Here is a 12,788-nt window from a genome sequence, read left to right as displayed (position 1 = left end):
GCTGATCAGATCGTAGGTTCTTGATTTAGTTCCATTGAATTACGCAACAAAGCCAGCCCAATACGATCAATCTCTATGATAAATGATCAGACTTTATTGGAAGTGCTCGAACTAAAATGTCCTCCGACAGGGATTGATAAAGTAATCACGTTTCTGTCGGTGCGGTCACTTTCTATTATCGCAAAACAGACCATGCAAGCTTTATAAAATAATTGTTATGATATCTTATGTGAAATGTTAATGATTACTCTTCGTTTAATAGCTTCACTAAAGCTATTCGATCTAAGATTAAATAGGTAAATCACCTAACTGATTGAATCATTGACGGATCCTGTTGATTTTATGATGAGAAGAAGGTGGGGCTAGTGAGTAGTCATGTCTCCGAGGTGATAGAAAACAAAGACAGTTTTGAACGCCCGTTTTCGATCAAAATTCCGCGCCGTAAGTGGTTTGGTTGGAAGGGGATCGAACTGCGCTTGGTATTGGCATTGGCCATGTTATCGATGACCACCATCTTCCTTTCGGTTGTTTCTAGCTTTACTTTTGACGATCTAAACCAACGCCTCGTTGAATTAAAAGAGAGTGAAATCCCCGCCTTAGATAACGCTGCACGCCTCAATGATATGGTGCGTGTGATTATCACGACCTCATCTCAACTCAGTGATGCTGAATCTAATTTAGAGCGTAAGCAGGCGATGCTTAAAATTGAAGAGGCCATTTCAGTGATGAATAGCGTTATGGTTCAATTCCCTGATTATCACGCCTATTTTAAAGACCTTATCGCCCAAGTTAATAATAGTCTGAGCCTGTTATATCAAAGTGAGATTGAGTCAGAACAACTCAATCAAGAACTTCGTAACTTGCTTGAAGGCTTTTATCCTCTATTGCAGCAAGCCAGTGATTCACTCGACAGTTTGCCTGAGTCAGCCAAAGATCAAATCCAATATACCCAGTTGAAGTCTCTGCTTTATTACCAATTAGGCTTGGTAGAGAAGCTGTATAACGACTCAAGCTTTAATGAGTTGGATTACACCAGTTACCGTTTGGAACAGGTAGGTGAAGAGTGGTGGAAGCTCTGGGTCAGTGGTGATTTAAGAAGTGATTTTCCTGAATTAGATCATCAACTCACGGTGATCTATAACCTTGCCTCAAGTGATAGCAGCTTGTATGGACTCAAAAACAAAGCGCTCGATCATCTCTATCAAGAGCAATATTTCCTGCAAAACAGCCGTGAACATTTGAATCAGTTAACCGTGCAGATCGAAAGCAACACCAGCAAGGTGAATAGCAATATTGACCTGTCGATTCAGCAGGCGCAGTTGTCTTTACAATCGAACCAACAACTCTCTCTTTTTCTTTCTCTGTTTAGCGTGTTGGCTGCCGCTGCCATTTCGTGGTTCTACGTACGTAAGAGCATTTTAGAAAGGCTTTTACAGCTCAAAGACAACATGTTCGCGATTTCTACCGGTCATCTAGATACCGAAGTGTCCATTCGTGGCAAAGACGAAGTGACACAAATGGCCAAGTACCTAAAGGTATTCCAGACCACGGCCAAAGTCGTTAAGCAAACCAATCGAAAATTAGAGGCAGAGGTTGAAGAACGCACCTTAGCCGAAGCCAAACTACGAGTGACTCAAGACGAGCTAATCCAAGCAGGAAAACTGGCTGCATTGGGGCAACTCAGTGTTGGGATCACGCACGAGATCAATCAACCTCTGACCGCAGTAAACAGTCACGTTAGAAGTGCTCAATTATGGTTAGGCAAGCAAAGGCCTGACAGGGCAGAAGAGAATCTGAAAAAAATCGAGGTCTTGTTAGATAAAGTGGCTGCGATTACTCGTCACCTAAAGGCCTTCTCACGTAAGAGTGATGGCAAGATTGATAACGTTGAATTGAATAAGGTGATTGGTGATGCGATTGATCTGTTTGAAACCAGACAGAGCACGGTCTCGATTCAGTATTCCCCCCAAAGCGACCAGATGGTTCGAGCTAACAACATTCGCTTAGAACAGGTACTGGTGAATTTGATCAGTAATGCTCTGGATGCCATCGAACACAGAGAGCAACCAGAGCTCAGCATCTCTACTCAAGAGCATTCGAATACCATTCAGATTTTGGTGATGGACAACGGGTTAGGGATACCTGAAGAGGATATTCCGCATCTGTTTGACCCATTTTATACCCGCAAGACAACAGGTAAGGGGCTTGGGCTCGGTTTGTCTATCGCATACAACATCATAAAAGACTTTGGCGGCTCGATTCACGTGGAATCAGTTGAACACCAAGGCACTACTTTTATCGTCACTCTACCAAAGGGCATAGCCTCATGACTGCAGAAAAACACATAGTTCTTATCGATGATGAAATCGATGTTGTTGAAGCCGTGAGCGAGATGTTGGAGCTAGAAGGGTTTAGCGTTACCACTTTTACCGACCCTAACCTTGGCCTTAAATCGCTCAAAGCAAACAGCCAGTCGGTTGTATTGTGTGATGTACGAATGCCACAGGTGGATGGGCTTACGTTACTGAGTTCAATTCAACATAGAGCCGCTAACGTCCCTGTATTGTTGATGAGTGGCCATGGAGATATTCCCATGGCGATAGAGGCAATGAAGCTAGGGGCTTTCGACTTTTTAGAAAAGCCACTTAATGCCAGTGAGCTGGTAGAGAAGCTCGACTTAGCGTTGGCACAATCTCAGCACAACTGCCCAGCAATTATAGGCGGCGATGAGGAAACGGAGTTACCGATTGAAACGGTGGTTATTGGCCAATCAAAAGCGATGGATACGATACGTAAGCAAGTGCTTGCCCTGTCTCATACTGGTGTTGATACCATCATCAACGGCGAAACAGGAACGGGCAAAGAGGTGATTGCTCGCGCGTTGCATCAATTTAGCCATCGTAAGGCGAAGCCCTTTGTTGCGATTAACTGTGGCGGCATGACAGAAAGCATTATTGAGAGTGAGTTGTTTGGCCATGAAGCGGGTTCGTTTACCAATGCCAACAAGAAGCGCATTGGAAAAATAGAACAAGCCAATGGCGGAACTCTGTTCCTTGATGAAATCGAAAGCATGCCAATTGCGGTGCAAATTAAACTGTTGCGCGTCATTCAAGAAAGAATGATTGAGCGCGTTGGTGGTAACGAGTTAATCCCGGTCGATATTGTGGTGGTAGCCGCCAGCAAAGCTGATCTCGCGAGCCTGAGTGAAACGGGGGAGTTCAGAGCCGATCTCTTCTATCGTCTTAATATTGCTAGCTTAAACCTTCCCGCATTGCGTCAACGCAAAGAAGACATTCAGGTGTTATTCCGCCATTTTGTGATTCAAGCGAGTCATAAATACAAGACGCGTCCGTCAACGATTTATCCTGAGCAAATTCAGCAGCTATGTCGACACGAATGGCCGGGTAACGTGCGCGAATTACGCAATGTCGCCGACCGATTTGTACTTGGTATTGTTGGTGATGGTTTCGATCTTCAATCGCCGATTTGCGAGTCGTCCGGAGAAGATTTCGCCTTTGAAAAACAGATGGAGCAGTACGAACGAAATGTACTGACCGAAGCGTTGATAGAGAGCGCGGGCAACATCAATGAGGTCTCAAGCAAGCTGAACCTGCCACGTAAAACGCTTTATCGAAAAATGAAGAAACACCAATTGGATAAAGAGAGCTTCAAGGCCTAACTGGTTCATTCATTCGCTTAATAAAAGCACAAGACAACAATGACCCATTTAACTTTTAGTCGAATGGTTAACCGTTTCAAGTAATTGTAATAAAAGGGTTTTAACATTTGGCATAATGCGTGCAATCACTACATTGTGGCATACGTTCACATGAGGTTATTCGGTGCTGAGTCAAAATCTATATGACAGCTATCTATATATGACAGCTATCCAACACCGAATGATCGAATAAAGGAAGTTAGAAAAATAATTGCTTGTTGCAAGGAGATACAAACATGAAGCAAATACTGAAAGGTTCGATTGCTCTGATACTCGGTGTGAGCTCGATGACGGCATGGGCCGCAGTAGAATCAGCCGACTTAGGTCCTCGTCCCCTCTTTTTAGTGAACAATATGGATGAGAGCCCTTTGAAAACCAAACTGTTGAGTTGCAGTGAAGGACCTTTTCATCGTAGTGATTTTTCTATTGGACATCGCGGAGCTGCGATGCAGTTTCCTGAGCACACCAAGGAATCCTACTTAGCCGCGATTCAAATGGGCGCGGGTGTCGTGGAGTGCGATGTCACTTTTACTAAAGATAAAGCGTTGGTATGTCGTCACTCGCAAAGTGATCTACACACCACAACCGATGTTTTGGCGCATCCCGATCTCGCTAAGAAGTGTTCAACACCGTTCACGCCAGCCAACCCAGCGACAGGCGAAGATGCGCAGGTTGAGTGTCGTACTTCTGATTTCACGCTAGCGGAGTTTAAGACCCTGAAAGGGAAAATGGATGGTGCGAACCCAAAAGCAACCACGGTCCAAGAGTACATGAATGGCACACCTGGTTGGAGAACCGACCTTTACAGCCAAAGTGGAACACTGATGACACACGCCGAAAGTGCGGCATTGTTTAAAGAGCACGGCGTGAAGGTGACTCCTGAGCTGAAATCGGCGGCGGTAGACATGCCTTTCAATGGTTTTAGTCAAGAGATGTACGCACAGAAGTTAGTGGATGAACTGAAAGAGGCGGGTTTCAAGCCTTCGGAGACTTACTTGCAGTCATTCAACTTGGATGATGTGAAGTATTGGGTTAATGAGACGCCTAAGTTCGGCAAGCAAGCCGTTTACCTTGATGACCGTGTTTACGAGCAAGCGGACTTTGTTGCGTCTGTTGAAAACATGAAAGAGCTTCACGATGCGGGTGTGAATATTATCGCGCCACCTCTGTTTGCTTTGGTTGAGCTAGGTGAGAACAACGAACTGGTTGCATCTAACTACGCGAAACTGGCAAAAGATGCTGATCTTGAGATTATTGCATGGACACTTGAGCGTTCTGGGCCACTAGCGCAAGGTGGCGGTTGGTATTACCAAAGCGTGAAAGATGGTATCAACAATGATGGCGACATGATGAAAATGCTTGATGTACTGGCGCAAGATGTCGGTGTTATGGGCGTATTCAGCGATTGGCCTGCAACGGTAACTTATTACGCTAACTGTATGGACAGCGACGCATAGGCGATTCTGAGAGCTCTGTTACGTCGCTAATTATAGCGTTTGTATAGAGAGCGCTTAGCCAAAGAATAATAAGAGAAAAAGCAGTGAACCAAAGAGCCTTCGGGCTCTTTTTTTACCACTGAAATTGGTGGGACAGGAATGACCCAAATGATTGGTTTTGAGTTGGACACTTATGACTCAAAAGTAATTTGAAAGTGTGGGGTTTTATTTAAGTTACTGAAATTAAAGGTATAAAAAGGTGGCATAAAGGCTGCAATAGTGAAAGTGACTTTCAACAATAAGTAAAAGTAAGGTTTGAATATGAAAATCAGTGTTAAAGGACTGTTAATCGCTAGCTCATTACTACTTCCTTCAATGGCAATGGCAAGCGACTGCTCTAGCCGTGGTGTGTTAGACGATCGATACTGTGATGAAAACCAAGATTTGGTGGCCGATTCACCAAAGAACCCAGATGAGTGGAACGATCCAAGTACGCTTGTGTTTACTTACACGCCTGTAGAAGACCCTGCGTTGTACAAAGATGCGTTTGCGGATTTCCAAGCTCACTTAAGTAAAATCACAGGTAAGCGAGTGATTTACTACACAGTTCACTCGAACTCTGCGCAAGTAGAAGCGATGCGTTCTGGTCGACTGCACGTTGCAGGTTTCTCTACGGGCCCAACAGGCTACGCAGTTAACTTAGCAGGTTACGTTCCAATTGCGGTGAAAGGCGATGAGTCTGGCTTCCAAGGTTACAACCTAATCACGATTGTGCGTAAAGACAGCGGCATTAACAAGATGTCTGATCTGAAAGGCAAAAAGGTTGCACACACTTCTGCATCTTCCAACTCTGGCAACCTAGCTCCACGTGCGTTATTCCCAGCGAAAGGTTTAGTGCCAGATGAAGATTACAAAGTGCTTTACTCAGGTAAGCATGACCAATCGATTCTAGGCGTCTTCAATGGAGATTATGACGCAGCACCTGTGGCATCGGACGTGTACGATCGTATGGTAGCAGCAGGTCGTGTTGACGATTCTGAACTGAAGATCATCTACCGTAGCCCACGCTTCCCAACGTCTGCGTTTGGCTATGCTTACAACCTAAAACCAGAACTGGTTGAGAAGATCAACGAAGCTTTCTTTAGCTACCGCTTTACACCAGAAATGAGCGCATCGTTTAAAGGTGCCGACCGTTTCTCGCCAATCAGCTACAAAGAAGAGTGGGATGTAATTCGTGATATCGCTCATGCGACAGGTACGGCTTACACCAAAACTGGCTTGAAGAAATTGGCTGAAAAAGATGCGGCTAAACGAGCAAAGAAAAAAGCCGCTGAGCTAGCAAAACAAGCAAACAACGGCTAGTTCTTTTTTATTAGAAGACTAAGTCTTAGAAAGACTTAGTTCTTTAAAAACACCTACTTCAACTAAATATCTATGCCCTCGCGGGTAGGGCATAGATCATTCTAAAATTCGCACAAGGAAATGCAGTATGGCCGTAGCAAGCTATGAAGGAATAAAGATAAACAACCTTTTCCACGAATACGTGGCAGGCAAGCCAATCCTTAAAGGCATTAATATTGATATCGATGAGCCAGGCATCATCGCGATCATTGGTCCATCTGGTACCGGTAAAAGTACGCTTCTGCGCTGTATCAACCGACTCAACGATCCAAGCCAAGGTGAGATCATATTTGATGGCGCAGACCTGACTCAACTAAAAGGCCAAGCGCTACGTAAACAACGTCGACATATCGGTATGGTGTTTCAAGAATATAACCTTGTCGAACGTTTAACGGTTATCGAGAACGTGTTAAGCGGCCGTTTGGGTTACATGACCGCTTGGAATGCGTGGCGTCGTAACTACTCTGCGCAAGACCTAGCAAAAGCGTTCGAGTTACTTGAATTTGTTGGCCTGCAAGACTTTGCTAACCAACGTGCCGACAGTTTGTCAGGCGGCCAAAGACAGCGTGTCGGTATCGCTCGCGCCGTTATGCAAGACCCATATATCTTATTGGCGGATGAACCGACGTCATCACTCGACCCGAAAACAGCGGTTGAGATCATGGAGTTGATGGAGACATTCGCAGAACAGAAAAACATTCCCGTGTTGGTTAACATCCACGATGTGAACTTAGCCAAGCGTTATGCCAAGCGCATCATCGGCATGTGTAACGGTAAAGTTCATTATGACGGTAGCCCTGAAGGGATCTCAGAAGAAGATCTAAAAATCATTTACGGGGGTGAGTCATGGCTGGATTAAACCCAAGCTCGTCGCCAAGTATTCCATCAAGCGCATCGCCAGCGAAGCATGAAAATCCGTTCAAAACCTCATGGACTAACCGTGCAATTATCGCTGCAATCATTGGCTACCTGTTTTACAGCTTTGCAACGTTAGGGCTGACCTTTGATCGTTTGGTCATCGGTTTTGGTGAAAGTGAGCGGTTACTATCAAGAATGTTCCCGCCAGATTTCTCACGTACTAATCTACTGCTAAGTGGCTTAGCGGAGAGCTTACAGATAGCGATCATTTCGAGTTTCTTCGGCATCATCATCTCATTGTTTCTTGGCTTACTTGCCGCAAGAAACATGATGCCTTCGATTGTATCGACACCTATTCGTGGCTTCATCGCACTGTGTCGTTCTTTCCACCCTGTGATCATCGCAATTCTATTCGTGAAAGCGGTCGGCTTTGGTGCCCTTGCGGGGATCCTGACTTTGGTATTCGCATCGATTGGTTTTATTGCCAAGCTTTTTGCTGAAGCGATTGAAGAGATCTCTTTTAAACCGGTTGAAGCGATTAAAGCGACGGGGGCGAGCTTTGTTAGTGTCATCCTGTACGCGGTGATGCCTCAAGTATTTACTCGTTTCATTGGCTTTGCTAGTTACCAGCTTGATTCAAATCTACGTAATTCAACCATGGTTGGTATCGTGGGTGCAGGTGGCCTTGGCGGTACGCTTTTCTCAGCATTCCAACGTTTTGATTACGACTTCGTTGCCGCTATTTTGATCACCATCATCGCATTGATTCTTGTCGGTGAATTTCTTTCCAATATTGTTAGGAGAATCTTCTAATGACAACTGCATCTATCGATAGAGAGTGGCAGCGTTTTACACCCAACGAACGTGTGGCTCGATTTGCTGTTTACCTTAGCCTTGTGTGTGCGATTGTTTGGTCTTGGCAAACCGTTGAAGTGATTCCTGAGTTTCTATACGACGCGCCAGCCCAGTTTGCTGACATGTTCGAACGAATGGTACCAATGGACTACGCGTTCTATCCTGAGTCGATTCACGCAGCGATGATTGAGACACTGCACATCGCGACGTTAGGTACCTTGTTTACCTTGGTATTTGCTATCCCTTTGGCGCTGATGAACGCGCCAAATATCACTCCGAATAAAGCTTTGAATTGGATTGCTCAATTCTTTCTCGTGTCTTCACGTTCTGTGAATTCATTGGTTTGGGCATTGCTGTTCATCGCACTGTTTGGCCCCGGTGTTCTCGCAGGCATTATGGCAATTGCCATTCGTAGTATCGGCTTTGTAGGGAAGCTGTTAGCGGAAGCAATTGCTGAAGTGAACATGGGGCCTATTGAAGCTCTGCGCGCAACTGGCGCTTCTTGGATGAGCATCTTGCTTAAAGGGTATTGGCCACAAGTGATGCCCGCATTCTACTCTATCGTGTTGTTCCGTTGGGACATCAATGTGCGTGAATCTGCGGTATTGGGGTTAGTGGGCGCTGGTGGTATTGGCGTGGTGCTCAACGATGCGCAAAACCTTTTTGAGTGGCAAAAAGTATCAATGGTGTTGGTGAGTATCTTCGCAGTGGTTATCGTTGCAGAAGCGGTGGTGATCCATATCCGTAATAAACTCATATAAACATATGGTGCAATGCAGCGTGTTTTGTGTGATGTGTCAAAGTTAAGAGCTTATCTAGCATTTTGAAGCTCACACGACCCTAGGTACTTCGGTCTACCTAGCGGTCGTTTTTTTATGTTGTTTGAATGGGCAGAAAGCTTGTTTAGACAGGGATGGTTAGCTTTTCGCTGTCTCAATTTTAAGCCTCAGAAGTGCATCCACAAATTCTGCAAACCCATAGCCACCCGGTTGTGACATCACCTTGCTTGGATGATGATCTAATTTATCCCAATAATGCTGAATGTTAGCCACGCCAACGGTGAGCTGTAGTGATTCGAACATCTGTTGATCATTCATTGAATCGCCGACATAACACGCTTGCTTGTGGATTTGTTCAAGCGATAGGCCTTTATTAGCCAGAAAACGATGTACTGCGTTTTTCTTTGAGTGCTCGCCATACCAAGCATTGATATGAATCGAACTTGCCGTCGCGTGTGCGCCTAAAGCGTGTATTCTTTCGAGTACCGCTTGAACAGTTTCAGGGTCAACAGGTTCACGGTTTTGGCCGATATCAATCGCGACCTCACACAAGCGGTAAGATTGGTCCAGAGTTAGGGATAGATCTGGGTAACTCGCCAAGATCGCTTCAACTTGTTGTTTTAGCTTGGTTTGGCTCTGGCGCACTTGCTCTAGTGGTGTTTCCGATGAAAGCTGTAATGCACCATCTTGTTTCTCTAATAAGAAGGCGCCGTTCTCTCCAAGCACAGCATCGACAGGCCATAGTTGTGCAATATGATCACACCAACCCGCACAAGCGCCAGTCACCGCGACCACTTTGATTCCATTGTCTCTTAGCTTTTGTAACGCAATCAAGGTTTCAGGAGGGAGTGAGCCTTGCCAAGTGAGCGTGTCATCGACGTCGGTTAATACCCATTCGATGTGCTTCCAGTTATTGCCTAGTTGGTGTTCCATCTAAAAACTCACTATTCCATTGATTGTGTTGCTTAGAGTGAGCAGTTCGTCGTTAAACGTCTACACTCAGTGTTGCTAATTAATGCTGAGCTGTGTTTAGAAAACACAATGCTTAGCAAAGTCACCGGCTTCATTGGCAGTCCAGTCGCCTTTCGGTTTCTCTTTCATATCAGTACACCAAGCTTCACTGCCCACTTCTGTACAGGCCATAAGTTGAGTCGCGAGAAATAGAATTAATGCAATTTTTTTCATAATAAACATTCCTTTCTTGTTTAAATCCTTGCTTATAACTGTATCAAATACGACTAGAGATTGTTATAGCAGCCAGTGACATAAGTTTGCTAAAAACGATATAGAGTTGGACTTGGTTCTAAGATGAGAAGTGAAGGGGTTAGGCCATCGCGATAGTCAAAATCAAAGTAATAGATTGATAAAGAGATTGAGGGGGGATCGAAAAAGCCAGCAACATGTGCTGGCTTTGAAATTCTTGTGCGCTTCTATTCGTCAGTGCGCTTTAACTATTAGTCGAGTTATACCAGTTTCATCTCTTGGATGATGTCTGAAGCAATTTCTGGCTTCGTGCTCGTTGGTTTCTCGTGTAAGTCTGATTTCAATTGTCCCTTACGGTTACTTAAGCCTGCTTCAAGTTTCTTGAGTGCTGAAGCGATAGCTGGATACATAACGTCATCTGTAGCTTTTGCGTTTACACGTACACCTTCGTAGTTGGTGAACACTTCAACCTGGTGTTGACCATGTTCTTTTGTGATGATGATGTCGCAGCTGATCAGTGATGGGAAATGGTTAGATATCTTCTCGAATTTACCTTCGATGTCTTTGCGTGACTCGTCGTTAATTGATACATGATGTGTTTGAACATTTATTTTCATAAATCATACCTTTCCAATGACTGTGTCATTTAAACGTAGCAAACATCGGTTAGTTTAACCAACTGCGAAATAGCACATGTGTGATTCACTTCAGTGTTATCAAATAATCTCCCTTTACTCCCTTGAAAGTCCGAAGAACTGATCGCATATTATGTTTCGTGTTTTCAATACATGTTCAAAAAGACCTCACTCGCGAAGCATTCCTCTAATCTACCTTGCCAGCCTAGGTTTTATCGCCTTAACCAAACGTCAGCTCAAATACTTATTCTAGTTTAAGTTTTATAAATCATTGCTAGTTTGATGCCGATAATGCTTTCTTTTTAAATCACTGCAGTTGATATAAAAAGTGTGGTTTATATAAAAAAGCAAAGCTCCGTGAATGCGACTATTGAATAAGGCAACTCTTGGTTGCCTTTATAGCGCCATCTGGTTTTAGCTATAGCTATTCTTCAAATTGGTAAGAAGAAGGCACCACAATGACACCTTGTTTCGATATGTGAAAGCGTTTAGCGTCGGCAAGGTTATCAATACCGATTTGGGTGCCATCTGGCACTTTGACGTTCTTATCTATGATGCAGTTTTGAATATGGCAATTTTTCCCAATCTCAACATCTTCAAACAGAATACTATCAATCACAACCGCAGCATTACTGACTTTCACTTTCGGGAAGAATATAGAGTTTTGCGCAGAGCCGCCTTCGATCACCACCCCATTCGCGATCATTGAGTTGATGAATATTCCTTGGTTTCCTTCTACAGAAGCAATGGTGCGTGCAGGTGGCAGTTGCGGCTCGTAGGTGCGAATCGCCCAATCTGGTTGGTATAAATCGATAGGTGAGGCTGGCTTTAACAGATCCATATTAGACTGGTAGTAAGAGTCGATGGTACCCACATCTCTCCAGTACGCATCTTGGGTCACTCGGCCTTCTTCGTCGCCAAACTTATACGCGTAAACACTGTTGTTGCCGACCAATTTAGGAATAATGTCTTTACCGAAATCATGGCTTGAATTCGGATCTTCGGCATCCGCCAGTAGCGCTTGTGTTAACACCTCTTTATCAAAGACGTAAATACCCATTGAAGCCATGCTTCGAGTCGGCCTACCGGGGACACATGCAGGGTAATGTGGCTTTTCGGTAAAGTTATTGATCTCTAGAGATTCATCTATCTCCATCACACCAAATTCTTTGGCTTCATCAATCGAAACCTCCATGCACGCTACGGTTAGATCGGCCTCGTTCTTTTTATGTTGCTTGAGCATTGGCGCGTAATCCATGCGATAGATATGGTCGCCTGATAACACCACTACATGCTTAGCTTCGCTACGAGAAAGCAGATACAAGTTTTGATAAATTGCATCGGCAGTACCGCTATACCAACTATCACCTGTACGCATTTGTGGGGGGACATTGGTGATGTATTCGCCGAGCTCGGGGTTAAGCACCGACCAACCATCTCTTAAATGTTTTTGTAAAGAGTGAGACTTGTACTGAGTCAGCACCAAAATTTGGCGCAGCCCAGAGTGTAAGCAGTTCGCGAGCGTGAAATCGATGATTCGATATTTACCGCCAAAAGGTACCGCAGGTTTTGCACGGTTATCGGTAAGGGGAGAAAGCCGAGAGCCAACACCGCCGGCCAGAACGATTGTAAGAGTGTCTTGCATGGTCAGAACCTCAATGTATTTATGATTATGAACATAGACTTGCAAGCGCTAAGCCAAATGTAACCCATTGAATATTAAACGAGATGAGAATGAATTCTGCGAGATTGCACCAAGTTGATGCGTACGAGGTGTTGGCTTGCTCTATTTTGATCCAAACAGATCCGGGCAAGGTGAATGGGTTAAATTAACAAAATGACGCACGGGAAAGCTGCATTACAAAATTGTCAATAAAATGAAGCAATAAAGTGATCGAGTCGA

11 protein-coding genes are annotated in these 12,788 nt (G+C 44.5%); 7 read left to right on the top strand and 4 right to left on the bottom strand.

Annotated elements, in window-relative coordinates; translation table 11 throughout:
• Positions 1-356: 356 nt before the first annotated feature.
• From AB6D07_RS16165 to phnE (AB6D07_RS16135), 7 genes are all read left to right on the top strand, one after another.
• Positions 357-2,330 (top strand): ATP-binding protein, encoded by a 1,974-nt coding sequence (locus tag AB6D07_RS16165; RefSeq protein WP_029223007.1) that lies wholly within the window; start codon positions 357-359, stop codon positions 2,328-2,330.
• A complete protein-coding gene (locus AB6D07_RS16160) occupies positions 2,327-3,679 on the top strand; it encodes a sigma-54 dependent transcriptional regulator (protein WP_017103526.1) in 1,353 nt (450 codons plus the stop codon). Before AB6D07_RS16165 ends, AB6D07_RS16160 begins: the two co-directional genes overlap by 4 nt.
• A gap of 275 nt (positions 3,680-3,954) precedes the next feature.
• Positions 3,955-5,175 (top strand): glycerophosphodiester phosphodiesterase family protein, encoded by a 1,221-nt coding sequence (locus tag AB6D07_RS16155; protein ID WP_029223008.1) that lies wholly within the window; start codon positions 3,955-3,957, stop codon positions 5,173-5,175.
• A gap of 300 nt (positions 5,176-5,475) precedes the next feature.
• On the top strand, positions 5,476-6,516 hold the full coding sequence (gene phnD, locus AB6D07_RS16150; protein ID WP_004732989.1) for a phosphate/phosphite/phosphonate ABC transporter substrate-binding protein: 1,041 nt from the start codon (positions 5,476-5,478) through the stop codon (positions 6,514-6,516).
• Positions 6,517-6,643: 127 nt separating this feature from the next.
• Entirely contained in the window at positions 6,644-7,414 is a 771-nt protein-coding gene (gene phnC / locus AB6D07_RS16145) for a phosphonate ABC transporter ATP-binding protein (RefSeq protein ID WP_004732991.1), read from the top strand.
• Positions 7,402-8,226, top strand: a complete 825-nt coding sequence (gene phnE / locus AB6D07_RS16140) for a phosphonate ABC transporter, permease protein PhnE (RefSeq protein WP_017103528.1) — start codon at positions 7,402-7,404, stop codon at positions 8,224-8,226. The genes phnC and phnE (AB6D07_RS16140) overlap by 13 nt, the downstream gene beginning before the upstream one ends.
• Complete coding sequence (gene phnE / locus AB6D07_RS16135) at positions 8,226-9,029, top strand: phosphonate ABC transporter, permease protein PhnE (RefSeq protein ID WP_017103529.1); 804 nt, start codon at positions 8,226-8,228, stop codon at positions 9,027-9,029. Before phnE (AB6D07_RS16140) ends, phnE (AB6D07_RS16135) begins: the two co-directional genes overlap by 1 nt.
• 156 nt (positions 9,030-9,185) lie before the next feature.
• Here the strand turns inward: phnE (AB6D07_RS16135) and AB6D07_RS16130 are convergent, their stop codons facing one another.
• The 4 genes from AB6D07_RS16130 to glgC form a co-directional block, all read right to left on the bottom strand.
• Entirely contained in the window at positions 9,186-9,980 is a 795-nt protein-coding gene (locus AB6D07_RS16130) for an HAD-IIB family hydrolase (RefSeq protein WP_017103530.1), read from the bottom strand.
• A 96-nt stretch (positions 9,981-10,076) separates the two neighbouring features.
• Complete coding sequence (locus AB6D07_RS16125; protein ID WP_004732998.1) at positions 10,077-10,232, bottom strand: DUF3012 domain-containing protein; 156 nt, start codon at positions 10,230-10,232, stop codon at positions 10,077-10,079.
• A 278-nt stretch (positions 10,233-10,510) separates the two neighbouring features.
• Positions 10,511-10,867, bottom strand: a complete 357-nt coding sequence (gene hpf / locus AB6D07_RS16120) for a ribosome hibernation-promoting factor, HPF/YfiA family (protein WP_009846260.1) — start codon at positions 10,865-10,867, stop codon at positions 10,511-10,513.
• 442 nt (positions 10,868-11,309) lie between these two features.
• The gene (glgC, locus tag AB6D07_RS16115) at positions 11,310-12,530 is read right to left on the bottom strand and encodes a glucose-1-phosphate adenylyltransferase (RefSeq protein WP_012601086.1); all 1,221 of its coding nucleotides are present in this window, start codon (positions 12,528-12,530) and stop codon (positions 11,310-11,312) included.
• Between the last annotated feature and the right edge of the window lie 258 nt (positions 12,531-12,788).

This window comes from Vibrio sp. 10N.239.312.C11 (assembly GCF_041466065.1).
Lineage (GTDB): Bacteria > Pseudomonadota > Gammaproteobacteria > Enterobacterales > Vibrionaceae > Vibrio > Vibrio tasmaniensis_A.
The sequence above is the reverse complement of the archived record's forward strand: the minus strand, read 5'-3'. Positions and strand labels throughout refer to the sequence as shown.